Genomic DNA, 24,337 nt, shown 5'->3' on the forward strand with positions numbered 1-24,337 from the left:
GGCACGCGAAAGGCAGGTAGGTTCGAAGGCGTGAGCGCCAACAGAAATGAGCACAGCAGCACCCCCCGGCACGACAAGCTGCCCATTCGGATGCTGCACGACCGGGTTCTCGTGCGGCAGGACACCACCGAGGGCGAGCGGCGTTCGGGCGGCGGCATCCTGATCCCCGCCACCGCGGCCGTGGGCCGTCGGCTGGCCTGGGCCGAGGTTGTGGCGGTCGGGCAGAACGTCCGGACCGTGGAGCCGGGCGATCGTGTCCTGTATGACCCGGAGGACCGGGCCGAGGTCGAGGTGCGGGGTGTCGCGTATGTGCTGATGCGCGAGCGTGATCTGCATGCCGTGGCCGCCGACCGGTTCGAGGGCTCGGAGGACTCCACCGGCCTGTACCTGTAGATGGCCTCCCTGTAGATGACCTACCTGCGGATGGCCTCCCTGTAGATCTGGATGGCCTACCTGTAGATCACACCTGTTCTTCGATGGCCCAAAGGGGCCGGTGACCTTCGTCACCGGCCCCTTTCGCGGTTTCCTTGCTAGTTTTGCCGGAGCCCGACGAGACGCGCCGTACCGGGACGTAGGCAAAGACGACGCACCCCCGTCCCATCGGTACGTATGTCCCGGAGGTGCCTGTCATGGCCTGGTTTCTGCTCGTCGTCGCCGGTCTGCTTGAGGTCGGCTGGTCGATCGGCATGAAGTACACCGACGGCTTCACCCGCCTGGTGCCCAGTGTGCTCACCGGCGCGGGCATCGTCGCGAGCATGGTGCTGCTCTCGTACGCCGCGAAGTCCCTGCCCATCGGTACCGCCTACGGCGTGTGGGTGGGCATCGGCGCGGCCGGGGCGGCGGTGCTCGGCATGGTGGTGCTGGGGGAGCCCGTCACCGCCGCCCGGATCTTCTTCGTCTGTCTGCTGCTGGTCGCCGTGGTGGGGTTGAAGGCGACCTCCGGTCACTGACCGGTCGTGGCCCGTCCGTCACTGACCGGTCGCGGCCGTCGCCCGTCCGGTGCCGGTCACTGTCTCCTGGTGAGGCTGGACAGCGGTCCCGCCGTGCCCGCCGTCGCCCCGCCGTCCGGGGTACCGCCCGTGTCCTGGCCGCCGTCGGCGGTGCCCCCGGGGTTGCCGCCGGAGTCGCCGCCGTCCGTGGTGCCCGCGCTGGTTCCGGCGTTCGTCGAGCCGTCGGTGGTGCCGCCGTCGGTGGCGCTGCCGGTGTCGCCGGTGCTGCTGTCGGTGGGGTTGCCGGTGCCGCCGTTGTCCTGCCCGGCTGTCTGGCCCTCGGTCTGGCCCTGGGTTTGCCCCTGGTTCTGGCCTTGGTCGTGCTGGTCGCCGGTGCCGGGGGTGCCGCCCGTGTCCTGGCCACCGGTGCCGGGTTGGGAGGCGGGCGGGGAGCTGGGCGGCAGGGTCTGGTCGGCGCCCGGCTCCAGTTCCAGGTCGAAGGCGGCGGGCGGGGTGCCCTTCAGGGCGTCCTTGGTGTACTGGCCCCAGATCTCGGCGGGCGCGCCGCCGCCGTTGATGCGCGGCAGGCCCATCACGTTGTAGAGGGACTTGTGGCCGGCCGTCACCGGGTCCTGGCCCATGACCGCCACGACCGTGGAGAGGTCGGGGGTGTAGCCCGCGAACCAGGCGGCCCTGTCCTCCTCGGCGGTGCCGGTCTTGCCCGCGGCGGGGCGGCCGGCGGCCAGGGCGGCGGTGGCGGTGCCGTTCTCGACGACGCTGCGCAGGACGGAGGTGGTGGTGTCGGCGGCCTCGCGGCTGACGGCCCGCTCGGTCTTGCGCTCGGGCAGCTGGATGTCCTCGGTGCCGTCCTTGGTGATCTTGTCGACCAGGGTGTACGCGGTGTGCTTGCCGTGGTTGGCGAGGGTCGCGTACGCCTCCGTCATGTCGAGGACGCTGGCGGTGGCGGTGCCGAGCGCGATGGACGGGCCGGGGCTCAGGTCCTTGGTGTCCGCGGGGATGCCGAGGTCGAGCGCGGTCTGTTTGACCTTCTCCGGGCCGACGTCGACGGCCATCTGCGCGTACACCGCGTTGACGGACTTGTCGGTGGCGGTGCGTACGGTGATGTTGCCGTAGGAGACGTCGTCCTCGTTCGCGGGGTCGTAGGTGCCGCCGTTCCAGCCTTGTACGGGCCGCTTGTTGGTTCCGTCGTAGTACGTGTTGGGCGTGATGGTCTGGCCGTCCTGGGTGGTCGAGGCGTTCTCCACCGCCGAGGTGAACACGAACGGTTTGAAGGTGGAGCCGACCTGGAAGTCGGCGCGGGTGGCGCCGTTGGTGTACTGCTTGACGTAGTCGATGCCGCCGTACATCGCGACGACCCGGCCGGTCTTCGGGTCGATGGAGGCGCCGCCCGCGCGGGCGTAGGTGTCGGCCTTGCGGTTCTTCTTGTCCAGTTTGGAGATCAGCCGGTCGTCGACCGCCTTGACGAGGGCGTCCTGCCGGCCCTTCTCCAGGGTGGTGGTGATGCGGTAGCCGCCCGCTTCCAGCTCGTCCGCGTCGACGATCTTGTTCGTGGTGAGGTAGTTCTTGACCGCCTCGACGAGGTAGCCGCGCTGTCCGGACAGCCCGGTGGAGAAGGTCTGTTCCTTCGGCATCGGGAACTTCAGGCCCGCCCGCTCCGACCGGCTGAGCCAGCCCTTCTTGACCATGCCGTCCAGGACGTAGTTCCAGCGGGCCACGGCCGCCGGCTTGTTCTCGGGGCGGGCGACGACGTCGTACTCGCTGGGCGCGTTGACCAGTGCGGCGAGATAGGCGGCGCGGGCCGGGTCGAGGTCGTTGGCGTCCACGCCGTAGTACGCCTGCGCGGCGGACTGGATGCCGTAGGCGTTGCGGCCGAAGTAGCTGGTGTTGAGGTAGCCCTCCAGGATCCGGTCCTTGGACTCCGTGCGGTCCAGCTTGATCGAGATGAAGAACTCCTTCACCTTGCGGGTGACGGTCTGCTCCTGTGCCAGGTAGTAGTTCTTCACGTACTGCTGGGTGATCGTCGAACCGGACTGCTTGCCCTTGCCGGTGGCGGTGTTCCAGCCGGCGCGGAGCATCGCCTTGGGGTCGACGGCGGACTCGGAGTAGAAGTCGCGGTCCTCGGCGGCCAGTACGGCGTGCTGGGCGTCCTTGGAGATCTGGGCGAGGGTGACGCTCTCCCGGTTGATCTCGCCGTCGCGGGCGAGTTGGGTGCCGTCGGCGTAGAGGAAGACGTTGCTCTGCTTGGTGGCGAGGGCGTTCGCCGGCGGGATCTTCACCAGTGAGTAGCCGAGGAAGAACAGCCCGATGAGCAGCAGTACGCCGATGACGAAGGTGCCGAGGAGCATGCGCCAGGTCGGCAGGAGGCGGCGCCAGCCCGTGCGCTTGGGGCGTTTGGGCTTTTTGCCCGGTCTGTCGGGTTCCCCCGGTGCTTCGCTCGATGCCCAGCCGTCGGTCGGCTGTTGCGGCTGCGGCTGGTCGCTCATCTCGTGCACGGACTCCTGTTTCGCGTCGTACGTTCCCGTACGCCCTCATACGCCTTCTGCGCCCCCTGGTGAAGACTCTCGCACCCGGCGTTCCGTTCCCGGATTCCGGCACGCGTCCGCGGGGAATAATGCGTGGCCCGCGGCCTCGCCCGCCGCTAGGCTCCTGCGCTTCGGTGTCGGGCGGTCCGGGAGGTCGGTGGGAGTGGGTGCGGGACGGTTGTATGCGGCCGTCGCGGCAGGGGGATTCAGACGATACGCGACATACCGGGCCGCCACTGCGGCGGGGGTGTTCACGAACACGGTTTTCGGACTGATCCTCGTGTACACCTACCTGGCCCTGTGGGAGGAGAGACCACACCTCGGGGGCTACGACCAGGCGCAGGCGGTCACCTATGTCTGGCTCGGCCAGTGCCTGTACGCGACGCTCGCCATCCAGGGCGGCGGGGTCGAGAAGGACCTCATGGACCGTATCCGCACGGGTGAGATCGCCATCGACCTGTACCGGCCGGCCGATCTCCAACTGTGGTGGCTGGCGGGCGACTTGGGGCGGTCGCTGTTCCAGCTGCTGGGGCGGGGCGTGATCCCGTTCGTCTTCGGCGCGCTGTTCTTCCCGATGGCACTGCCGAAGGACGTCACCACCTGGGCGGCGTTCCTGGTCGCGCTGCTGCTGGCGATGGTCGTCAGCTTCGGCATCCGCTATCTGGCGGCCCTGAGCGTGTTCTGGCTCCTGGACGGCATGGGCGTCTCACAGGTCCTGATGGTCATGGGGATCTTCTGCTCGGGCATGACACTGCCCCTGAACGCCTTCCCGGGCGCGCTCGGCGACGTCGTCCAGGCGCTGCCGTGGGCCGCGCAGCTCCAGATGCCGGCCGATGTGCTGATGGGGAAGGCCGACCCGCTGGGCGCGTACGCCTTCCAGGCGTCGTGGGCGGTGGCGCTGCTGGTGACGGGGCGACTGGTGCAGTCGGCGGCGACGCGGCGGGTGGTGGTGCACGGTGGCTGAGACCTCCGGGGTGGCGGAGGGCCTACGGGCCTATCGGCTGATCGCCGCGATGTGGATCCGGTCCACCATGACCTACCGCGCGTCCTTCGCCATGACGGCGCTCGGCAACCTGCTGGTGACCGGGCTCGACTTCGCCACGATCCTGCTGATGTTCTCGCAGGTCGGCTCGCTCGGCGGCTGGACACTGCCTGAGGTCGCCTTCCTGTACGGCCTGTCGGTGACGGCGTTCGGGATCGCCGACCTGCTGCTCGGCTCGACGGACTCCCTGGGCTCCCGGATCCGCGACGGTTCCTTCGACACGCTCCTCGTGCGGCCCGCGCCGGTGCTCGCCCAGGTCGGCGCGGATCGCTTCGCGTTGCGCCGCCTGGGCCGGATCACCCAGGGCGCGTTGGTGCTGGGGTACGCGCTCGGCCGGGCCGACATCGACTGGACGGTGCCGAAGGTGCTGCTGGTGCCGGTGACGCTGGTCAGCGGTGCCGCGATCTTCGGCGCGGTGTTCGTGGCGGGGTCCGCCTTCCAGTTCCTGGCACAGGACGCCGCCGAGGTGCAGAACGCGTTCACGTACGGCGGTACGACGCTGTTGCAGTATCCGCCGACCGTGTTCGGGAAGGACTTGGTGCGCGGGGTGACGTTCGTGCTGCCGCTCGCCTTCGTCAACTGGCTGCCCGCGAGCTATGTGCTCGACCGGCCGTATCCGCTCGACCTGCCGCGGTGGATCGCGTTCGCGTCGTTGCCGGTGGCGCTGGCGTGCTGTGCGCTGGCCGGTCTGGCGTGGCGGGCGGGGCTTCGTTCCTACCGGAGTACAGGGAGTTAGCACGTGACGGATGTGACGGACGTGACGGACGGTGACTTTGTCGGACCGGACCGGTTCATCGAACTGGACGGCGTGGAGAAGGTCTTCGACGTTCGAAGGAAGACCGGTTTCCTGCGGCACGAACGGCGCCAGGTGCGGGCGGTCGACTCGATCTCCTTCACCGTGGCGCGCGGCGAGATCGTCGGCTACATCGGCCCGAACGGCGCCGGCAAGTCGACCACGATCAAGATGCTCACCGGCATTCTCACCCCGAGCGGCGGGCGGCTGCGGGTGGCCGGCATCGACCCGTCCCGCGAGCGCAGACGGCTCGCGCAGCGCATCGGGGTGGTGTTCGGGCAGCGTACGACGCTGTGGTGGGACCTGCCGCTGATCGACTCCTACCGGCTGGTGCACCGCATGTACCGCATCCCTGACCGGCGTTACCGCGAGAACCTCGACCGTTGCGTCGAACTCCTCGAACTGGCCGATCTGTTGGACGTGCCGGTGCGCCAACTCTCGCTCGGCCAGCGGATGCGCGGCGACATCGCGGCGGCGCTGCTGCACGACCCCGAGGTGCTCTACCTCGATGAGCCGACGATCGGCCTCGACGTCGTCTCCAAGGCCAAGGTGCGGGAGTTCCTGCGCGCGCTGAACACCGAGCAGGGCACGACCGTCCTGCTGACCACGCACGATCTGCAGGACATCGAGCAGCTGTGCTCCCGGGTGATGGTCATCGACCACGGTCGGCTGGTGTACGACGGTCCGCTCGCCGGGCTGCACGAGGCGGGGGAGAGCGAGCGGACCCTGGTGGTGGACCTGGAGCGGGAGGTCCCGCCGATCGAGGTGCCCGGGGCCCGGGTGACCCGGGTGGAGGGCCCGCGGCAGTGGCTGGCCTTCCCGGCGTCCGCGTCGGCGGCACCGCTGGTGGCGGGGATCGCGGCGCGCTACCCGCTGGCGGACCTGTCGGTGCGGGAGCCGGACATCGAGGCGGTGATCGCCAGGATGTACGCCGGTGAGACCGAGGGTGCGGTCTCGTAGCCGAGCCGAGCCGAGCCGAGCCGTGACCCGGGCCCCGGGCCCCGGTGAGACCGACCCCGTGATGCCGGCCCGCGTTGAGGCCGGGCCCGTCGATACCGGCCCCGGTAATCCCCCGTGATACCGGCCCCCGTGGCCCCGGCCGTCGCGTGGCCCGGCCATCTCGTAGCACTCGGGCGGGGGGAACTCGTAGGCTGCTGGGTATGACCGACGATGCCCCGGAACTGCGCGCCTCCGACGCCGATCGCGAGCGAGTCGCCGAGGTCCTGCGGGACGCCCTCGCGGAAGGGCGGCTCGACATGGAGGAGTTCGACCAACGGCTCGATGCCACCTACAAGGCGCGCACCTACGGGGAGCTGGCCCCGATCACCAGGGATCTGCCCACGGCCGGTGCGGTGGCCTCGCCGCCGGCGGTGTCGCTGAACAAGGAGCCCGCGCCGGACGGAAGTTGGGCGGGCAGGATCGTCGGGGGCGAGGGTTCCTCGTCCTGGGCGGTCGCCGTGATGTCCGGGTTCCAGCGCAAGGGGCGCTGGACCATGCCGCGCCGCTTCACCGGCTTCGCTTTCTGGGGCGGCGGGGAGATCGATCTGCGGGAGGCGGACTTCGCGGACCGCGAGGTCGTGATCAACTGCATTGCGATCATGGGCGGTATGCAGGTCGTCGTGCCCCCCGGGGTGGAGGTCGTGGTGCGCGGCATCGGCATCATGGGCGGCTTCGACCACCGGGAGGAGGGCGTGCCGGCCGAGCCCGGCGCCCCGCGGGTGATCGTGACCGGCTTGGCCTTCTGGGGCGGCGTCGGCGTGGAACGCAAGATCACGCGCGCGGCGCGGCAGCGGCTGAAGGAGGAGCGCCGGCAGCAGCGGCTGGACCGGCGGGCCGAGCGCCGCGAGCTGTCCGAGGGACGGCGCGGTGGCCTCGGCCACGACCTCCGCGACGAGCGGGAACGACGCCGCCACGGGGAGTACTGAGCATCGGACGGCACGGCACCCGGGCGCCCGCGGTACCCGGGTGCCCCGGCACAGCGGCACCGAGAGCCGCCGCCCCGAGCCAGGCGCGCCACCGGTCGCCTACGGCCCCATCCGCGCCCACCGACCAGAGCGCCGTCCGTCCTGCCGTCGGGACGTGTGCGGTGCGCGCCGCTTGCGGCCGTGTGGAGTCCGCGCCGTTGTCGGTCGTGTGGTGTCCGAACCGTTGTCGGCTCATGTGCCGTCCGGCCGGCCGTCGGGCTCGGGCCGGGTGTCGTTCGCTCCGCGGCAGGGCTGTGTGCCGACCGTCCTGCTGTCGGCCTGTGTGCGGGTCGTGCTCGTTGTCGGCCCGCGTGTCCGTCGTCCGTCCTGCTGTCGGCCGTGTGCTGTCCGCGCCGCTCGGGCCGGGTGCGGTTCGCGTTGGTGTCGGGCCGTGTGCGGTGCGTCCTGCTATGGGGCCGCGTGCGGTCGCCCCGCTGTCGGGCCAAGGACTTTCGCGTTGCCGGGCCGCCCCGTTGCCGGGCCATGTGACGTTCGTCCTGCCGTCCTGCCGTCCTGCCGTCCTGCCGTCCTGCCGTCCTGCCGTCCTGCCGTCCTGCTGTCGGCCCGAGTGCCGTTCGTCCCGTAGTCGCCGGGCCCGGCACCCCGCTTCGGTGGCTACAGCTCCGCCTGGCCCGCGCCCTTGAGGGCTTGCAGGTCGAAGGTCTCGGCCATCTTGCGGTAGCCCCGGTCGCTGGGGTGCAGATGGTCGCCCGAGTCGTACTCAGGGTGGAGTCGGCGCGGGCTCCAGGGGTCCCGCAGGGCCGCGTCGAAGTCGACCACCGCGTCGAAGACCTCGCCCGCGCGGATGTGGGCGTTGATCTCCTGGCGGACCTGCTCGCGGGCCGGTGTCGAGCCCCGGTGCCCGACGAACGGCATCAGGGTGGCGCCGACCGCCTTGAGGCCGTGTGCATGGGCCCGGCGGACCAGGGTGCGCAACCCCTCGACGATCTCGTCCGGGTCGGCACGCCGCGGGTTGCGCAGGATGTCGTTGACCCCCAGCTCGATGACGACCACCTTGACGTTCGTACGGTCGAGCACGTCCCGTTCGAAGCGGTCGAGCGCACGCTCGTTGTCGGCGGGCCGGCCCAGCCCGTCCGCCAGGATCCGGTTCCCGCCGACGCCCTCGTTGACGACGCTGTAGCGGGGCGCGTCCGCGCCGTCCGCGACGGCGTCGTGCAGCCGCCGGGCGAGCAGGTCCGGCCAGCGGTGGTTGGCGTTCTCGGTCGAGGTTATGCCGTCGGTGAGCGAGTCGCCGAGGATCACCACCGTGCCGTCGGATTCGTTGCTCAGCACGTCGAGGGCGGTCAGATAACGCCAGGACGATGTCTGCTCGGTGTAGCGGGCGGCGGTCGTGTCCTCGGTGCGGTCGCCGTGGGCGACGTAGGAGGTCTGCCGCGCGTGCGGGTGGTAGGTGACCGGGCCCGCGGCGGTCGGTGAGTACGTGGTGACCAGGACGTCCGCGGCGTGCGGGACGGTGATCTGTACGGCGTCGCTCAGCACCTGCTCGCCCGGCGGGATCACCACGCCGGTGCTGCCGCCGAAGGTGAGCCGCCGCATCGTCCGGGGCGTGGCGGCCGCGGTGGCGTCACCGGCCGCGACCGCGAGGGACGCGTGCGTGATGGCCAGCGCCGACTGGCCGTAGAGGTTGGACAGGGTGATCCGGGCGCCGGTGCCGCCCACGCTCGTGTGCACCACGTTGCGGACCGAGCGGCCCGCCATGCCCTGGGTCTCCGTGCCCGGCTCGCCGCCCACCGGCGAGGCGGCCCAGGCGCCGACCCAGGTGCCCGTGGAGGCGGGGGCCGCCGAGGGGTCGTGGCGTGGGAGGTGGCTGGCGACGGTGGTGCGGGGGGTGCCGTCGTCGGCCGCCACGCCGGCATAGATGGCGGCGGACAGTCCCAGCACCAGCGCGATGACCGCACTGAGCAGGACGTACCCATGACGCCTGGTCATGCTTGTGCTGTTCTCCTCGGCGAGGGGAGCGGGGGCTCCGGTCCGGCGAGCCCATGATGTGTCATGAGCCGGGGTGACCTGACAGGACCCTGTCCAAACCAAACCCCTGTCCGGACAGACGCCGGGAACTCTTGTTCCGTTCCGGGAGTCGGTCAGGTGGGGACAATGGGTGCGGGATCACCGAACGGGTGGAGCGTATGGAACGCACGGAGGAAGGCACGGAAGGGCGTACGGCAGACCGTACGGCCGAACGCGTGATCGCGCGTGCGGGGGACGGTACGGAGGCGGGGACTGCGGCCGGGACGGCGGCCCGGACCACGTCCGGGACCGCGGCGCCGCGCGGCTACCGCGCCATGGCGACGTTCACCCCCGCCGACGCGGAGCGGCAGCGCGGCGTGCGGCACATGAAGCTCACCGCGACCAGCCTGCTGCTCTTCGTGGCCGTCGTCTACGTCCTCGCGAAATGGGCCTCGAACGCGGGCGCGGGCCCCTGGGCGGGCTATGTCGCAGCGGCGGCCGAGGCCGGCATGGTCGGCGCGCTCGCCGACTGGTTCGCGGTCACTGCCCTCTTCCGCCGCCCCCTCGGCCTGCCCATCCCGCACACCGCGATCATCCCCACCAAGAAGGACCAGCTCGGGGTCTCGCTCGGCGAGTTCGTAGGCGAGAACTTCCTGTCCGAGGACGTCGTACGGCAGCGGCTGCGCGCCGTCGGCATCGGCAGCAGACTCGGCGCCTGGCTGGCCGAGCCCGAGCACGCGGACCGGGTGACGGCCGAGCTGGCCACGGCGCTGCGCGGCGCCCTGACCGTGCTGCGCGACTCCGACGTCCAGGCGGTGGTCGGCGAGGCCATCACGCGCCGCGCCGACGCCCAGGAGATCGCCCCCGGCATGGGGAAGATGCTGGAGAAGATCGTCACGGACGGCGGTCACAAGCGGTTCGTCGACCTGATCGTCGGCCGGGCGCACGACTGGCTCGTCCTCCACGACGAGCAGGTCATGGACGCCGTCCAGGGCGGCGCCCCCGGCTGGACCCCGCGCTTCGTCGACAAGAAGGTCGGCGAACGGGTCTACAAGGAGCTGTTGCGCTTCGTCACCGAGATGCGGGACATGCCCTCCCATCCCGCGCGCGGCGCCCTCGACCGTTTCCTCGGCGACTTCGCCTCCGACCTGCAGTCGGACACGGACACCCGCGCGCGTGTGGAGCGGCTCAAGGGCGAGGTGCTGGGCCGCGGCGAGGTCCAGGACCTGATCGCCTCCGCCTGGACGGCCGTACGATCCATGATCGTCTCGGCGGCCGAGGACGAGCGCAGCGAGCTGCGGCTGCGGGTGCGCGTCTCGCTGCTGTCCCTGGGCGCCCGGATGGCCACCGAACCCAAGGTCCAGGAGAAGGTCGACAGCTGGGTCGAGGGCGCGGCGGTGCATGTCGTGACGACCTACCGCATGGAGATCACCTCCCTGATCACCGACACCGTGGCCGGTTGGGACGCCGAGCACACCACCCGGAAGATCGAGGCCCACATCGGCCGTGACCTGCAGTTCATCCGCATCAATGGCACGGTGGTGGGTTCCCTGGCAGGGTTGTTGATCTACACGGTGTCGCGGGCGTTCGGCGCTTAGCCGTTCGCTTGGCCGGACCGGCGGCGGGGAGCCTGCCGGGCTCCCCGGCAACGCGGCGACCCGACGACGAGGGAGCCCGCGCCCATGACCGCTGCCGAGCCCGCCACCGGCCGGACCGTCATCACCTCCGTACCCGCCCGGCTGGACCGGCTGCCCTGGTCCCGCTGGCACTGGACGATCGTGATCGGCCTCGGCACCGTGTGGATCCTGGACGGCCTGGAGGTCACGGTCGTCGGCAACATCGCGAGTCGGCTGTCCGAGCCCGGCAGCGGGCTGCCGATCAGCTCGGGCGAGGTCACCGGCGTCGCCGCCGCGCTGTATGTGGCCGGAGCCTGCTCCGGCGCCCTTTTCTGGGGCCGCCTGACCGACCGCTACGGCCGCCGGAAGCTCTTCATGATCACCCTGGGGGTCTATCTGGCCGCCACGGCGCTGACCGCGGCCTCCTTCTCGACCTGGTGGTTCTTCCTCTTCCGCTTTCTGACCGGCTTCGGCATCGGCGGCGAGTACGCGGCCATCAACTCGGCGATCGACGAACTGATTCCGGCGTACTACCGCGGCCGGGTCGACCTGCTCATCAACGGCAGCTTCTGGCTGGGCGCGGTCGGCGGTTCGCTGCTGTCGATCGTCGCGCTGAACACCGGCCTGCTGCCCGCGGACGTCGGCTGGCGGCTGACGTTCGCGCTGGGTGCCGTGCTCGCCCTGGTCATCCTCCTGGTACGGCGGCATGTCCCCGAGAGCCCGCGCTGGCTGCTGATCCACGGCCGGGAGCGGGAGGCGGAACGGATCGTCGCCTCGATCGAGCGGCAGGTCACGGCGGAACGGGGCGAACCGCTGCCCGAGCCGCACGGCGAACTGGTCATCCGCCAGCGCCGCGGCATCGGCTTCCGGGAGATCGCCCGCACGGTCCTGCACGACTACCGCCGACGTGCCGTGCTCGGCTTCGCCCTCTTCATCGGCCAGGCGTTCCTCTACAACGCGATCACCTTCGGCTTCGGCGCGATCCTGACCACGTTCTTTGCCGTCCCCACCGGCCACACCGGTTACTACTTCGTCGTCATCGCGGCCGGCAACTTCCTGGGCCCGCTGCTGCTCGGCAAGCTCTTCGACAGCGTGGGCCGCCGGGTGATGATCTCCTCGACCTATCTGCTCTCCGGCCTGCTGCTGTTCGGCACGGCCTGGCTGTTCGACCGGGGCGCGCTCGACGCGGACACGCTGACCGCGTGCTGGTGCGCGGTGCTGTTCTTCGCCTCGGCGGGCGCCTCCAGCGCCTATCTGACCGTCTCCGAGATCTTCCCGATGGAGACCCGGGCCATGTGCATCGCCTTCTTCTACGCCCTCGGCACCGCGGCCGGCGGGATCAGCGGCCCCCTGCTGTTCGCGGAACTCACCGGCACCGGAAGGGTCGGCGACACGGTCCTCGCCTTCCAGGTCGGCGCGGGCCTGATGTGCGCGGCCGGGCTGGTCGCGGCGGCCTTGGCGGTACCGGCGGAGCGGCGGGCCCTGGAGGACATCGCCCGCCCGCTGACGGCGGTGGATGAGCGCTCCGTCTGAGCGCTCCAGGACGCCCCCGACGAGCGCTGCCCCGCGCCCCTCCAGCGGGCAGCCGCCGCTCCGGTCCCCTCCCGGTCCCCTGTGCGCTTCGCTCGGCAGGTCCGGCGAAGTCCGGTGCGGTGCGACAGCGCCCTGAAGGGGCGCGGGGAACTGCGCGACCGGCCACGATGGTGCCGCAGACGACCGACGACACATCGCGGCACTTCCCATCGCGGCGCATCCAGCGGAGCGCGGAGGCGGGCCGCGCGCCCTGCCGGAGGCTCACGCGCCGGTGGTTGATCCCGGGCGGACGATCATCAGCACCGTCACGATCGCCCACAGGACATTGAACAACCCGGTGAACATGGCAAGCCGTACGGTCGTCTCCCGGGTACCCGCCCCCTCGACCAGCGCACTCTGCCCCGGCAGCACCAGCGCCACCAGCACCACGGCGGCCAGCGCGGTCAGCACGATCGACACGATCAGCCAGGCGTCGCCGAGCACCCCCATGTTGCTCGCGGTGGCGAACCCGAAGACGGGCACGACGACACCGACGACGCCGTACACCCGGCACACCCGGTGCAGCAGCTCCACGGTCCCGGTGGCCCCGGCGTCCTCCGGGGCGGCCAGGGCCCGGCGGGCGGCAGGCGGGAACATGCTGGCGGCGACGGTGACGGGACCGATGGCGACTATGGCGGCCAGAACGTGGACGGCGAGCAGAAACTTGGTCACGGGGCGACGCTAGACAGCCGGCCGACCCCGCAGAAGCGGCAGAAATGCCAAAGGCCAACGGATTCCCGCCGCCTGCCTCCACGGCACCGACCGGTCCGCGCCCCCTGTCCCGCCTGCCTGGCGACAACCCGTCGTACGCTACGTTTCCGCCATGCACACCGTGGCCGTACTGGCGCTGGACCAGGTCATCCCCTTCGACATCGCCGCCCCGATCGACACCTTCGGCTGGGCCCGGCTGCCGGACGGCCGCGAGGCATACCGGGTCCGGGTGTGCTCCCCGCCGGGCGAGATGAGCGCGGGCACATTCACCGTGCGGGCGCCGTACGGTCTGGAGGCGCTCGCGGACGCCGACACGATCATCCTGCCCGGTGTCGCGGACCCGACGGTGCCGCTGCCGCCCGGGGTGGCGCAGGCGCTGCGCGCCGCGGCGGCGAACGGCACGCGCATCGCGTCGATCTGCGTCGGCGCGTTCGTCTTCGCGGCGACGGGCCTGCTGGACGGCCTGCGCGCCACAACACACTGGGCGGCGGCCCGCCATCTGGCGGACCGCCACCCGCAGATCACCGTCGACCCGAACGTCCTGTACGTCGACAACGGCCAGTTCCTCACCTCGGCGGGCGCCGCCGCCGGAATGGACATGTGCCTGCACATGATCCGCAGGGACCACGGCTCCGCGGTCGCCGCGCACGCGGCCCGCATGTGCGTCATGCCACTCGAACGGGAGGGCGGCCAGGCCCAGTTCATCGTCCACGACCTGCCCCCGGCCCCCGCAGGCGCCACCCTGGAACCGCTCCTGGAGTGGCTGGAGGACCACTGCGACCGGGACCTCACCGTGGAGGAGGTGGCCGCGAAGGCGGGCATGAGCACCCGCACCCTGAACCGCCGCTTCCGCGAGCAGACCGGCACGACCCCGCTCCAGTGGCTGCACCGGGCGCGGGTACGGCGCGCGCAGCACCTGCTGGAGACGACCGCGCACCCTGTCGAACGCATCGCGCTCCAGGCGGGTTTCGGCTCCCCGACGGCGTTCCGGGAACGGTTCAGACGGGTGGTGGGAACGAGCCCCCAGGCGTACCGACGGGCATTTCGCACCCGGGGCGGTGCCCCCGCCGGGGCCGGGGCGCTCTGACAGACGGAAGGCGACCCGAAGGGCTGCGTACGGTTGCCCGGACCGGTACCGAGGGCCGGTACCGCAGATCGGTACTGCGGACCGGGCTCAGGCGGCCCGAAGGGCTGCGTACAGGTACCCGGGCCGATGGCGGGGCCGGTATCGCAGATCGGTATCGCGGGGCAGCCCGTCAGGCGGGGGGCGTACAGGTGCCGACGGCCGGTACCGGGAGCCGGCACCGAGGCCCAGGGCCCCGAGCTCAGGTCTCAGGCCCGCCGGTCGGCGACGGCCCAGGAGGCCAGGGCGACGGCGCCCGCGACCCCGAACACGGACGGCCAGGCACCGATCTTCTTGGCCAGCGGATGCGACCCGGCGAAGGCGGCGACGTAGGCGGCGCCGAGCGCGCCCGCCGCCTTGGGCCCGGCCTCCTTGTGCCACTGCTGAGCGGCGGCGGCCCCCGCGACGGCCAGGACAACCCCGCCGAGCTGCCGCTTCTTCGTCCAGCGGGCGACGCCATACCCCCCGACGAGCCCGCTCGCGGCGATCACGGAGCTGGGAACCTTGACCATCTCTGCCTCCTCATATCACTGCCCCGAGATTAACCCGGCCCGTTGCGGCGGCCGTGCCCGGCGATGCTGTTTCGCGCATGAGCGGCTCGACACGCTTGCGGTTCACCAAGCGGCCCTGGCGGCGCAGCTCGGCATGGATACGCGGAACGCCGTACGGCGTCCTCTTCGAAGCGACATGAATGACGGTGATCTCGTGGACCAGCAGAGTAGTTCCTCCCGCTCGGCCGCCTCCAGCCCGCTACCGGCGGCCACCGCCGCCCCCGCGCCGACCTGCCCGGTGCCGTTCGCCTTCTCCACCCAGCCCCGCAGGCTCTCCGAGCTGATGCCGAGTTCCCGGGCGATTCTCGGTCACCCTCCGGCCCGAGGAGGGCACGAGCGCGATGGCGTCCCGCTTGAACTCCTCCGAGTGCCGCTTCGTGTACGTGCTTCCTACCTGGCACTACTTCCTCTGGGCTCACACGTCCCAGTCTCCAGGTGTCCACTATCAAGGGGCAGTTTCAGTTGCCAGCGGCCGCTGCGACGATGGCCGGATGACCTCCACGATCTTTGACCGGCTCCGATCCGGCGGCTTCGAGCAGGCGCTGTTCAGTCACGACGCCGAGACCGGGCTACGTTCCCTCGTAGTCAGCCACGACACCACGCTCGGCCCCGCGCTGGGCGGCGTCCGCATGTACCCGTACGAGGACGAGACCGCCGCCCTCGAAGACGGGCTGCGCCTCGCGCAGGCCATGACCCTCAAAGCCTCGGCCGCCGGCCTCCATCTCGGCGGAGGCTGGAGCGTCATCATCGGTGATCCGGCACGTGACAAGACCGAGGCGCTGCTGCGTGCCCACGGCCGCTTCATCGCCACCCTCGGCGGGCGTTTCATCCCCGTCAACGATGTCGGCACCACGCAGGCCGACCTGAAAGTGATCGGCACTGAAGCCTCACCGGTCTGCGCCGACGGCGACCCCTCTCCCATGACGGCGCTCGGTGTCCTTGAAGGGATGCGGGCGTGTCTGCGCGCCACCGGCGACGGGAGTCTGCAGGGCGTGCGGGTGTGCGTACAAGGCGCGGGCAACGTGGGTGTCGCGCTCGCTCGTCTTCTGGCAGCGGAATCCGCAGAGCTGCTGGTGTCCGACACCGACGCTCGACGAGCCGATGCCGTTGCCCAAACCGTTGGAGCCCGCGTCATCGACCCCGCGACCGCGGCAGTCGCCGAGTGCGATGTTCTCGCCCCCTGTGCCCTCGGAGGCGTCGTCAACGACCGCACGCTGCCGGAGCTGCGCTGTCGGATCATCGCGGGCGGCGCGAACAATGTGCTCGCCGCCCCCGAGCACGCCGCCGCGCTGGAGGCCCGCGGAATCCTCTATGCACCCGACTTCTGTGTCAACGCGGGTGGCTTGGTCTTCCTTGAGGAGCGGCTCCTCGGCCATGACGACGCTCAAGCGGAGTACCGGGTCCGTCAGGTCGGCGAGCGCGTGGCGACGGTCATCGAGCATGCGCGTCGCTCCGGTGTGCCCCCGACAGAGGCCGCGCTCTCGCTGGCCAGGGCACGGCTCCGCCCTCACTGACGCGCCCTGCCTCAACCCTCGACTCCCGACCGAGCGTCTGCCCCCGAGTCGGAGGCGCGGCGCCCTCCGCTCCGCTACGGAGCGCCGGACGGCATTCGGCTCGCGCGGGCGCGGCTCTCGACCCGGGCCCCGACGCAAGAACGGTCGACGGCGGGAAGAGAGAGGGGGCACCATGTCCTTGCCGGTCCGGAACAACTGGGTTCGCACCTCCCGACTCGGCGCTTGGACGTCCGCGGACATCCAAGCGCGCCACACGTCAGGAAGCGAACAACAACCCAATCAACCTATGTGGTCACAGCACCAGCTCACCCCTCCGCAGGGCCCAGGTGAAGGCATGCCAAGCCGGACCGGGGAGGGTGAGCGAGGGCCCGTGGGCATCCTTCGAGTCGCGTATGGCAACGCCTGTCGGGACGAAGGCGGCCTCTAGGCATTCGGTCGCTTGCGCCTGAAGGTACTCGAACGCAAGTCTGTAGCGGTCCAGTTCCTGGTCCTTCTCCAGGAGGAGAGAGCCCGTGTGGAAGTCCACGTAGACCACGTCAAGTGCCGGCTCAGAGCCGCTGATGATGATCAAACTGCTCAGCGCGGCGGTGTGGGCAGCTCAGGACCACTACCCCGACAGGGCGCAACAGTCTGCCGGATCAGTCGAACTCCCGGAGCGCGGAAACGAGTTGCTGGCCTTCCTTGGCTCCTGCGCGCAGCAACACGGCTGCCGTGGAGTGCAGTTCGTTCCAGGAGTGGGGCCGCCCTACCGCAGCAGCATCGGGGACACTCGCCACGGCCACGGACACGGCTTGCGCCGACTCACCCGCTCCGGCGAGGGCGTGGGCGAGACAGGCCCGGTACCACGTCTTGTCACGCCGGTACTCGTCTGGCAGCGCATCGAGGCCGACCGTGAGATGGTCCATGGCCGCTTGCCAGTCATGCAGGTGCAGCGCCGCCATTCCTCGCTGAAGGGTGAACCACGTTTCGTCGTAGAAGTACATCCAGACCGGCTCATCCTCAAGATGCTCGGCCGCCCGGCTGATCAGCGCCTGAGCTTCGTCCAACAGACGGTGGGCGGCGCCGGGCTCGCCGTTGAGTGCATGGCCACGCGCGGCCATCTGCGCAGCCATCCCCTGTACTCCCCGAGACGTACCGGGGGCCGACCAGCGCGCCGCATCCGCCAAGCGCACGCAGCGGTCGCCGCGACCGCCAGACCACGCCATGTGTGCCTTCATGCTGAGCGTCGTAGCGGCCATGTTGGCGTCTCCGGCCTCCAACGCCCACTCGTGCGAACGGTCGTACCACGCCAGCGCCGCCGCCGTCTGCGCCTGATCCTGGGCCATCCACGCGAGGAACTGCGCGTGCTCGGATGCCAAACGAACCACACGGTCAGCGAGGGGACCACGGGCACCGGTGTATAGGTCAACAACGGTCCGGAGCTGTTGACGCATCACGTCGACGAGTGGCCGTGAGCCGATGGTGTCCTCGGCCCGGCGATGCTCGGCCAATAGTCGGTCCAGCCAGTCGAGAGTGGTTGTGTCTACCCGGTGGGCGGATTCCATCACGCTTGTGACACGTGCCAACAGGTCTTCGTCCGGCCCCGCCCCCGGGACCACAAGGCCCGCTACCGGAGATCCCCACGGAGTCGACAGAGCCCCGCTGGACTGGAGATCGGCGGGAACCCCGAGCCCGGCGAGGACACGTTGCCGCACCTCAACCGAGGTCACACGGCGACGACCACGCTCAATGTCAGAGACATCCGACTGAACGAGACCAACCCGTTCCCCCAACTTGGTCTGGCTTAGTCCGGTGAGCCTCCGGTAGGTCCGGAAGACAGCGCCCCAGTCCTCACTGACGACCGCCGCCGCCAGCTGTGGGTGAGACCACACGTTCCCCCTGAGCGCGTCCTCCATACCCCCAAATATAGGGCACTCCTATAGGGCCGAGGGATGGGTTCAACCCGCGCCCGACGCCAGGGTCTTCGTGACAGAAGACCCCCGCGACGCAGCGAACGTCCGGGGCGTGGCCACCAACCAGCAAGAGGTTGACGACAGTGCTCAAACCCACAGCCAGGCTCCCTGAAAGTCGCCCGCAGGCTGAGGCACAAACCGACGCGCGACAGTGGGAGTACACGACGTACGCCCCCAAGGGCGAAACCTGCCCCTCGTGCCTGAAGCCGATCAAGAGCCTTGAAGTCTGCCGCCGGGCCATGCTCGCAGCCCGGGACGCCTCTCCCGTCGTTGCTTACTGGCACTCGGACTGCGCCCCGAAGGAGGCGGCCCAGTGACTCAGGCGCAGCAGAACAACAGGAGGCGCCCGTGCTTGCCGAAGGGATGGACTTCCTTCTCCTCAAAGCCGGACAGCACCAACACGGCCCACTGGTACGCGACCTCCCCGTACCCCGTGGACGCCCTCAAGGCGGAATACGGCAGGACCGCTCAACCGCTGTGCCGTACGATCGCTGCGGCCACTTGGTCCGAGTTGCACACGAAGGTGGCCGCCCAGGCCCAGTTGTACGAACGGCTAACTGGCGTGGCGGGCGAGTGATGTGCATACGTCAGTGCGTCGCCACGGCTGAAGTGCCGCCCGTGTTACTGCTGTTGGCCATTTTCACGCCGGACGGAAACAGGTATCGAACAGCGAAAATGTCGACGCCCCTGGACGGTTCAGTGCGAACTCGGGCTGCGCCAAGGAAGGCCGGACCGCCATGTTCTGCTGCCAGCAGTAATGACCGAACGTGTCGCTTCGTGGTCAGGGTGACTCGAAATATGGGGCTGGCCATTCGATGGAGTTGTCGGCGTCGGCTTGGGCGACATGTTGGAGCAGCAGGGCTGTGGGGTTTTGTATATCGACCGCGGCGTCCTTCCCTAGCAGGCGAGTATCGACCGATATAGAGGGATACTCTATGCTCAGTAGTTTGCATATGTGCTCGAACTCAAGGTTCTCATTTCCGTTGCCGAGATTTCCATGAAGGTAGTCCCGCAGCCGTGAGCAGATGTCAAGCATGGCCGATCCGCTGTCCGTTATGCGGTACATTCCGCCTTGCAGGCTGTCGCTGTCAAGGAATCCGATGACGAAGAGTCGTTCGGTCTCAGAACGAATCGCATCTGCGCTTGCGGCCAGCGTCTTGGCGGTGTGGCTGTGGTTTCGATAGCCGTGATTCTTGACATGGGACAGAATGGCGATGGGTAGTCCGGGGCGCCGTGACGACGAAAAACGGGTCACGTCTTGCGGGGTGAGACCTCCGAGAGCCACCTGGAGGAGGAGGTCCTTTGTCATCTCCTCCTTCAAGTAGTTGTAGATCGATTCCTGGGCTTGCTCGTCGTCCGCATCAAAGTCCGATGGCACCCAAAAAACGCGCAAGCGAGACAAGCGATCCCGCATCGGCGTATCGAGGAAGGACTGAGTTACCTCCGCGAGCCGAGTGCGGTTCCGGCTCTCATGGCGCGCGATATATACCGCGGCAGCGATGTCCGACTCGTTGAGAAGCGTTCTGATGTCCTTGTCGATTCCATCCCCGCCGTGCTTCCACAATGTTTGCCCGGAAACCACCTTTGACCAGTCTTTCTTTAGGTCGCACGAGAAGTCAAAGAGCTTGCGTTGTCCCTCCGCATACCCGAACAACCTTGATCGTGAGGCGCTCTCCAGTATGCGTATAGCAGCATGTGTCAGGAAAACGTGTTCTGGTGAGGTAGGCACGGCGGCTCCATGAAGGTAGGAAGGCGGTTACTAAACCGCGTATCTCGTATATCCGGCACCGTCCTGATGTACGAGATCGATCCCCTCTATGTGGAGAAGATCCAGCAAGTCGTCGTGCGGCTTCTCGGGGAGCAGAACGGTCAGCTTGGGGTTGCGCGGTCTGATGTGCCTTACGTAATCCTTCAGTTGACCTACCGCTGTGCGTACTTCCTCTCGACCGCAGTCACCCCTCACCGAATACAACTCGTGTGCGGTGGCATCGTAGAGATCGGTCTTGAGGATGGTTGTCGTGCCTGCGATCTTAATCTGGAATGCGAAGACTTCGTGCCCCTGCTTTGTTAGCTCCGCAAGGTACTTGTCCCGCAGGTCTGATTGACGGAGGTCGGCTATGAGGCTCGGCTGTGCGGCACGCCTACTCTCCGATGCTCCTTTCCTCTTGGGCTCAACCATCTTGGGCTCGGTCATCCTGCTGGTGGTAACGCCCGCAGAAACCCTATGCGCATGAGTGGATTTGGCGCGTGCAATGACGTCCTCGGTGACGCGCTCAAAATTTTCTTTGGGGCGCAAGCGGAAGACAATGATGCGACGTCGGTCACCTTTCTCATCCAATGCCTCACGCACGGTGTATGGCTGCTTTGTGTCCAACTCAAATTCGCCGACATACCTTTGTTGTTTGGCGGAAGATTTGGAGTTGGATGCTTTTCCGGCTGCCATAAATACCCGCAGGGACCGTCTGGATTCCGCGTGATAGAGGACCGCTTTGTTCCGGGAACCCCCCGTTCCCAGAAACGTTTGGTCTTGGACCTTGCCTTGGCCCGTGTACTCGAACACGGGCCCCCACTGGTCCTCCTCTTCCAGCCAGCCGTCCTCGTAGCCGTACCGCTTGCCGCTGTCATGGTCTACGTAGATGAGGATGTTTGGGGTGGTATCGGAGGGTTCGATGCCTGCCTGACGCCCTCCGCCGAACACCTTCTTCATCTCTGCCCGCGTCGTCAGCAGTCCGGGTCTGATCGAAGATACGTCCATGTCTCGACGTTAGCCGAACCTCTGACGCCAAGAGTGCTCAATTAGTTTGTAGTGATGGCTGCATACGACCACACGTCCGCCGGTAGGGGGTGCTCAAGCCGCCATGTGATGGCCATCGGCTTGCTGCCCGTGTGGTCTTCGTAGGTGGCGGGCCCGAGAAGCATCCACGGCTGGGACTTGCCGATGTCGCTGTCCTTGTAGCGGCGCATGAACAGCAGGACGTGGCTGCCTCGATCGGTGTGATGCTGGTAGCGCAGTCCGGTTGGAGAGGTTTCGGCAGTCGAGTTCTGCGACTCCCAGTGGAACAGGGTTGGGCTCAGTGCGTAGTCCTTGTAGCGGATGGTGGGGGAGAAGTCCTTTTCGTTCTTCTCCAGGGTGATCAGCAGGGCGTCCGTCTGAAGTTCGTTGACCCACTGGACACCCTGGGCGAAGGAGCGGGGCATCTGACCGCCGAAACGGGCCACCCCGAGCGCCGCCAGGATCTCGGAGCGGTTATAGGAGCTGTGCACCTTCAGAGGGACATGGCTGTGGCTGCCCGACAGAGGGATGGGGAAGTGGTCTGCCCGATCGATGACGTACGACAGTACTTGTTGTAGTTCATCCCGGAATGCGTGCTGGATCCGAAGTGATTCGAGACCTTGCTGGAAGCTGGTGAATCCGCCCGCGTTGTCCCACAGGTTGAAGAACAGCATGCGGGCGTACGCCTGATCGGTCGGGGCCAGCGACTCATAAGTCGGTACGTCGTCGGCGAGTAGGCGGAGGTACGCGTTCGCGCGTTCGGAGTCGTCGATGTGGAGGAAGGCGTGGATGCGCTTGAGGAGCGCCGACTCGCCGGAAGGGGAGGGGAAGTTGAGTAGCCCCGCTCTGCGGAGGACCGTGGTCCAGGAGTTGTCGCTCTTGTACAGCTCCTTGATCTCCCGACGGCTCTCCCGGAGATAATCCGCAAGCCGGGGCGTGTCATAAGCCTTGACCTCGGTAACCAGGGTCTTGACCGTGGCGCCCAGTTGAGTACGGATGTTGTTGAGGACGAGATCCTTCGCCTTGCCTTCCAGAATGATCTGACATCCGGAGGGCAGGAGTGGGAAGTCATGCTTGATGTGGTCGACGAGCCGGTTTCTAGTGAGGTTCGTCAAGGCGCGGAACTGCTCTTCGAAGCGGAACTCCGCTCGATGCTGACCGATGAAGTCGAGCACCGTGAGGACGGGCTTCGTCTGGGTACGTCGCAGTCCCCGGCCCAATTGCTGGAGAAAGACGGTGGCGCTGTTGGTGGGGCGCAAAAGAAGGAGCGTGTCGACATCTGGGATGTCGAGACCTTCGTTAAACAAGTCGACGGAGAAGATGACCTGGAGCTTGCCGTCACGTAGCTCAGACAGGGCCTGAGCCCGAACTGCTGCTGGTGAGTCACTGTCGAGTGCCGTGGCTTGGAAGCCGGCCTGTCGGAAGAAGTCGGCCATGAAGTGGGCGTGCGCCTTGGTCACACAGAACCCCAGCGCACGCATGGCTCCAGGCTGAGAGACCTTGTCGCGGATCTGCTTGACCACGATACGTGCTCGGGCGTCGTTTCCGGTATAGAGATTTCCGAGTTCCTGGTTCGCGTATGTGCCCTTCCGCCAGCCGAGATTCGTCAGGTCTGTGCCGTCCGGGATGCCAAAGTAGTGGAAGGGACACAACAGGTCGTTCTCAAGGGCTTCCCAGAGCCGCATCTCTGCTGCGATGCGACCGTCGAAGAACTCATCCTGCACATTCAGACCGTCCATCCGCTCGGGAGTGGCGGTGAGACCGAGCAGCTCCTTCGGCTTGAAGTGATCGATGACTCGGCGGTACGTGGTGGCCGTAGCGCGATGGAACTCGTCGATGACGATGATGTCGAAGTGGTCCGGAGCCAGTTGCTCCAGCCGCTGGACGTTCAGCGACTGCACGCTGGCGAAGACGTGGTTTCCCGCACGCGGGTCTTCCCCGCCGTAGAGCAGCTCACCGAACGAGGCATCGTCCAGCACCTCTTGATACGTGCGTAGCGACTGCTTGAGGATTTCCTTGCGATGGGCGACGAAAAGCAGCTTTGGTCGGTCACCCTCGAACTTCTCGCTTAGGTTTCGGTAGTCCAGAGCGGCCATGACTGTCTTTCCGGTGCCGGTGGCCGCGACCAGAAGGTTGTGGCTTCGCCCGCGGATTTCTCGCTCGATCCGCAAGCGCTCAAGCATGTCCTGCTGGTAGGGGAAGGGGCGTACCTCCAGGCCCGACAGGCTGATTCTCAGATCAGCAGCGGACGCGCCGCCGCCCGCCTGGGCCAGGGCAGAATCGAGACGTTCGCTGTGCTGATCAGGGTCGTAGGTCTCGAAGGCGGAGTCGTTCCAGTAGGCATCAAAGGTCGCTTCGAACTTGTCGAGCACCGCCGGTGTGGCAATGGACGACAGACGTACATTCCATTCCAGGCCGTCAAGCAGGGCGGCCTTCGAGAGATTGGAGCTGCCGACGTAGGCGGTGTCGAAGCCACTGTTGCGCCTGAACAGCCATGCCTTGGCGTGCAGTCGAGTAGATCGGATCTCGTAGTTGACTTTTACTGTGGCGCCGAAGTCGCGGACGAGACGGTCGAGTGCATGGCGGTCGGTGGCGCCGATGTAGGTCGTCGTAATGACTCGGATCGGTACGCCCCGTTCTTTGGCGGAGCGCAGGGAGTCTTCCAAGACACGAATGCCGTACCACTTCACAAACGCGCAGAGCAGATCGATACGGTCTGCGGTGGCGAGTTCCGCTCTGAGCTCGGCGCCGAGGCTGAGGTCGTCGGGGGAGTTGGTGAGGAGTGAAGTCTCGGACAGGGGCGTGAGGGGACGCACCGCGTAAACGCCCGGAGCCTCCTGTCGAGCGAGAGCCAGGAGTTGCCGGGGGCCCTCCACGATGGTGCCGACAGCTTCAGTCTCAGCCGGATCAGACGCGCTGGCGGCCAGGGAAGCGAGGATGCGGTTCGCGGCCTCGACTCGGTCCGCTGGCGGAAGGTAGCGCAACCTTCGCACCACCGCTTCACCCACGTAGCGTGCCAGCACATGTGGGGCGGATTCCGGGCTGACCTCGGCGTCGATGGCTTTCCAGCCCGCGGCTTCGAAGCGCTTCAGCTCAAGGTCTACGTCGTGGGTGATCAGTTGCTCATAGACACCGGCGATCGGTGTTGACGCGTCCTTTGGCTGTGGTGCTTGCTGTGCCACGACTGCTCCCCTGATCCCTCGTGGTTCTTGCGTACGACGGCCGCGCCGACGTGGGATCTGTTCTAACAGCAGTCACTGCGTTCTTTCAGCGCGGCCGCTGAACA

At 68.1% G+C, this 24,337-nt stretch carries 20 protein-coding genes, 1 pseudogene and 1 riboswitch; of the genes and pseudogenes, 11 read left to right on the plus strand and 10 right to left on the minus strand.

Features of this window, described 5'->3' with window-relative positions; all coding sequences use genetic code 11:
• The first annotated feature begins 90 nt into the window (after positions 1-90).
• Positions 91-393, plus strand: a complete 303-nt coding sequence (locus tag ACWEKM_RS10745; RefSeq protein WP_451620872.1) for a GroES family chaperonin — start codon at positions 91-93, stop codon at positions 391-393.
• A 128-nt stretch (positions 394-521) separates the two neighbouring features.
• Positions 522-591, plus strand: a riboswitch (guanidine-III (ykkC-III) riboswitch).
• A gap of 38 nt (positions 592-629) precedes the next feature.
• The gene (gene sugE, locus ACWEKM_RS10750; RefSeq protein WP_451620814.1) at positions 630-950 is read left to right on the plus strand and encodes a quaternary ammonium compound efflux SMR transporter SugE; all 321 of its coding nucleotides are present in this window, start codon (positions 630-632) and stop codon (positions 948-950) included.
• A 56-nt stretch (positions 951-1,006) separates the two neighbouring features.
• Here the strand turns inward: sugE and ACWEKM_RS10755 are convergent, their stop codons facing one another.
• Positions 1,007-3,433: a transglycosylase domain-containing protein gene (locus ACWEKM_RS10755; RefSeq protein WP_451620815.1), complete on the minus strand. Its 2,427-nt coding sequence runs from the start codon at positions 3,431-3,433 to the stop codon at positions 1,007-1,009.
• A gap of 202 nt (positions 3,434-3,635) precedes the next feature.
• On the opposite strand from ACWEKM_RS10755, the gene ACWEKM_RS10760 reads away from it, so the two are divergent.
• The 4 genes from ACWEKM_RS10760 (at position 3,636) to ACWEKM_RS10775 (ending at position 7,232) form a co-directional block, all read left to right on the plus strand.
• Positions 3,636-4,436 carry an ABC transporter permease gene (locus ACWEKM_RS10760; protein ID WP_451620816.1) on the plus strand — a complete coding sequence of 267 codons (801 nt, stop codon included), beginning with the start codon at positions 3,636-3,638 and terminating at the stop codon, positions 4,434-4,436.
• Positions 4,429-5,250: an ABC transporter permease gene (locus ACWEKM_RS10765; protein WP_451620817.1), complete on the plus strand. Its 822-nt coding sequence runs from the start codon at positions 4,429-4,431 to the stop codon at positions 5,248-5,250. The genes ACWEKM_RS10760 and ACWEKM_RS10765 overlap by 8 nt, the downstream gene beginning before the upstream one ends.
• A gap of 3 nt (positions 5,251-5,253) precedes the next feature.
• Positions 5,254-6,267: an ABC transporter ATP-binding protein gene (locus ACWEKM_RS10770; RefSeq protein ID WP_451620818.1), complete on the plus strand. Its 1,014-nt coding sequence runs from the start codon at positions 5,254-5,256 to the stop codon at positions 6,265-6,267.
• A 200-nt stretch (positions 6,268-6,467) separates the two neighbouring features.
• Positions 6,468-7,232: a DUF1707 SHOCT-like domain-containing protein gene (locus tag ACWEKM_RS10775; protein ID WP_451620819.1), complete on the plus strand. Its 765-nt coding sequence runs from the start codon at positions 6,468-6,470 to the stop codon at positions 7,230-7,232.
• Between the two features lie 654 nt (positions 7,233-7,886).
• On the opposite strand, the gene ACWEKM_RS10780 is transcribed toward ACWEKM_RS10775, so the two are convergent.
• Positions 7,887-9,221: an SGNH/GDSL hydrolase family protein gene (locus ACWEKM_RS10780; RefSeq protein ID WP_451620820.1), complete on the minus strand. Its 1,335-nt coding sequence runs from the start codon at positions 9,219-9,221 to the stop codon at positions 7,887-7,889.
• Positions 9,222-9,418: 197 nt separating this feature from the next.
• Here ACWEKM_RS10780 and ACWEKM_RS10785 point away from each other — a divergent pair, with 197 nt between their 5' ends.
• On the plus strand, positions 9,419-10,837 hold the full coding sequence (locus ACWEKM_RS10785; protein ID WP_451620821.1) for a DUF445 domain-containing protein: 1,419 nt from the start codon (positions 9,419-9,421) through the stop codon (positions 10,835-10,837).
• Positions 10,838-10,921: 84 nt separating this feature from the next.
• Positions 10,922-12,388, plus strand: coding sequence for an MFS transporter (locus ACWEKM_RS10790; protein WP_451620822.1), 1,467 nt, complete (start codon positions 10,922-10,924; stop codon positions 12,386-12,388).
• A gap of 261 nt (positions 12,389-12,649) precedes the next feature.
• Here the strand turns inward: ACWEKM_RS10790 and ACWEKM_RS10795 are convergent, their stop codons facing one another.
• Entirely contained in the window at positions 12,650-13,099 is a 450-nt protein-coding gene (locus tag ACWEKM_RS10795; protein WP_451620823.1) for a hypothetical protein, read from the minus strand.
• 151 nt (positions 13,100-13,250) lie between these two features.
• On the opposite strand from ACWEKM_RS10795, the gene ACWEKM_RS10800 reads away from it, so the two are divergent.
• Positions 13,251-14,225, plus strand: a complete 975-nt coding sequence (locus ACWEKM_RS10800; RefSeq protein WP_451620824.1) for a GlxA family transcriptional regulator — start codon at positions 13,251-13,253, stop codon at positions 14,223-14,225.
• Positions 14,226-14,470: 245 nt separating this feature from the next.
• Here ACWEKM_RS10800 and ACWEKM_RS10805 read toward each other — a convergent pair whose 3' ends face one another.
• Together ACWEKM_RS10805 and ACWEKM_RS10810 are read right to left on the minus strand one after the other, a co-directional pair.
• Positions 14,471-14,773 carry a hypothetical protein gene (locus tag ACWEKM_RS10805; RefSeq protein WP_451620825.1) on the minus strand — a complete coding sequence of 101 codons (303 nt, stop codon included), beginning with the start codon at positions 14,771-14,773 and terminating at the stop codon, positions 14,471-14,473.
• Positions 14,774-14,843: 70 nt separating this feature from the next.
• Positions 14,844-14,978: pseudogene (locus ACWEKM_RS10810) on the minus strand (IS3 family transposase); the annotation flags it as partial.
• A 325-nt stretch (positions 14,979-15,303) separates the two neighbouring features.
• Between ACWEKM_RS10810 and ACWEKM_RS10815 the strand changes: the two are divergent.
• Positions 15,304-16,326, plus strand: a complete 1,023-nt coding sequence (locus ACWEKM_RS10815) for a Leu/Phe/Val dehydrogenase (RefSeq protein WP_451620826.1) — start codon at positions 15,304-15,306, stop codon at positions 16,324-16,326.
• 292 nt (positions 16,327-16,618) lie between these two features.
• On the opposite strand, the gene ACWEKM_RS10820 is transcribed toward ACWEKM_RS10815, so the two are convergent.
• A complete protein-coding gene (locus ACWEKM_RS10820) occupies positions 16,619-16,897 on the minus strand; it encodes a DUF397 domain-containing protein (protein WP_451620827.1) in 279 nt (92 codons plus the stop codon).
• A gap of 67 nt (positions 16,898-16,964) precedes the next feature.
• On the minus strand, positions 16,965-18,221 hold the full coding sequence (locus ACWEKM_RS10825; protein ID WP_451620828.1) for a helix-turn-helix domain-containing protein: 1,257 nt from the start codon (positions 18,219-18,221) through the stop codon (positions 16,965-16,967).
• A gap of 409 nt (positions 18,222-18,630) precedes the next feature.
• Here ACWEKM_RS10825 and ACWEKM_RS10830 point away from each other — a divergent pair, with 409 nt between their 5' ends.
• Positions 18,631-18,855, plus strand: a complete 225-nt coding sequence (locus ACWEKM_RS10830) for a hypothetical protein (protein WP_451620829.1) — start codon at positions 18,631-18,633, stop codon at positions 18,853-18,855.
• Positions 18,856-19,059: 204 nt separating this feature from the next.
• On the opposite strand, the gene ACWEKM_RS10835 is transcribed toward ACWEKM_RS10830, so the two are convergent.
• The 3 genes from ACWEKM_RS10835 to ACWEKM_RS10845 are packed head-to-tail and all read right to left on the minus strand — an operon-like array spanning position 19,060 to position 24,233.
• The gene (locus ACWEKM_RS10835; protein WP_451620830.1) at positions 19,060-20,007 is read right to left on the minus strand and encodes a hypothetical protein; all 948 of its coding nucleotides are present in this window, start codon (positions 20,005-20,007) and stop codon (positions 19,060-19,062) included.
• Positions 20,008-20,037: 30 nt separating this feature from the next.
• Positions 20,038-21,033 (minus strand): hypothetical protein, encoded by a 996-nt coding sequence (locus ACWEKM_RS10840; protein WP_451620831.1) that lies wholly within the window; start codon positions 21,031-21,033, stop codon positions 20,038-20,040.
• 41 nt (positions 21,034-21,074) lie between these two features.
• Positions 21,075-24,233: a DUF3427 domain-containing protein gene (locus tag ACWEKM_RS10845; protein ID WP_451620832.1), complete on the minus strand. Its 3,159-nt coding sequence runs from the start codon at positions 24,231-24,233 to the stop codon at positions 21,075-21,077.
• Positions 24,234-24,337: the final 104 nt, after the last annotated feature.

It is taken from the genome of Streptomyces sp. NPDC004752, assembly GCF_053601275.1.

What these genes read in the sequence shown, in the direction of transcription:
- ACWEKM_RS10775 (WP_451620819.1), top strand. Translation starts at nt 6,468, where the DNA reads ATGACCGACGATGCCCCGGAACTGCGCGCCTCCGACGCCGATCGCGAG.
- ACWEKM_RS10755 (WP_451620815.1), bottom strand. Translation starts at nt 3,433, where the DNA reads ATGAGCGACCAGCCGCAGCCGCAACAGCCGACCGACGGCTGGGCATCG.
- ACWEKM_RS10785 (WP_451620821.1), top strand. Translation starts at nt 9,419, where the DNA reads ATGGAACGCACGGAGGAAGGCACGGAAGGGCGTACGGCAGACCGTACG.
- ACWEKM_RS10780 (WP_451620820.1), bottom strand. Translation starts at nt 9,221, where the DNA reads ATGACCAGGCGTCATGGGTACGTCCTGCTCAGTGCGGTCATCGCGCTG.
- ACWEKM_RS10745 (WP_451620872.1), top strand. Translation starts at nt 91, where the DNA reads ATGCTGCACGACCGGGTTCTCGTGCGGCAGGACACCACCGAGGGCGAG.
- ACWEKM_RS10825 (WP_451620828.1), bottom strand. Translation starts at nt 18,221, where the DNA reads ATGGAGGACGCGCTCAGGGGGAACGTGTGGTCTCACCCACAGCTGGCG.
- ACWEKM_RS10840 (WP_451620831.1), bottom strand. Translation starts at nt 21,033, where the DNA reads ATGGACGTATCTTCGATCAGACCCGGACTGCTGACGACGCGGGCAGAG.
- ACWEKM_RS10800 (WP_451620824.1), top strand. Translation starts at nt 13,251, where the DNA reads ATGCACACCGTGGCCGTACTGGCGCTGGACCAGGTCATCCCCTTCGAC.
- ACWEKM_RS10815 (WP_451620826.1), top strand. Translation starts at nt 15,304, where the DNA reads ATGACCTCCACGATCTTTGACCGGCTCCGATCCGGCGGCTTCGAGCAG.
- ACWEKM_RS10805 (WP_451620825.1), bottom strand. Translation starts at nt 14,773, where the DNA reads ATGGTCAAGGTTCCCAGCTCCGTGATCGCCGCGAGCGGGCTCGTCGGG.
- ACWEKM_RS10790 (WP_451620822.1), top strand. Translation starts at nt 10,922, where the DNA reads ATGACCGCTGCCGAGCCCGCCACCGGCCGGACCGTCATCACCTCCGTA.
- sugE (WP_451620814.1), top strand. Translation starts at nt 630, where the DNA reads ATGGCCTGGTTTCTGCTCGTCGTCGCCGGTCTGCTTGAGGTCGGCTGG.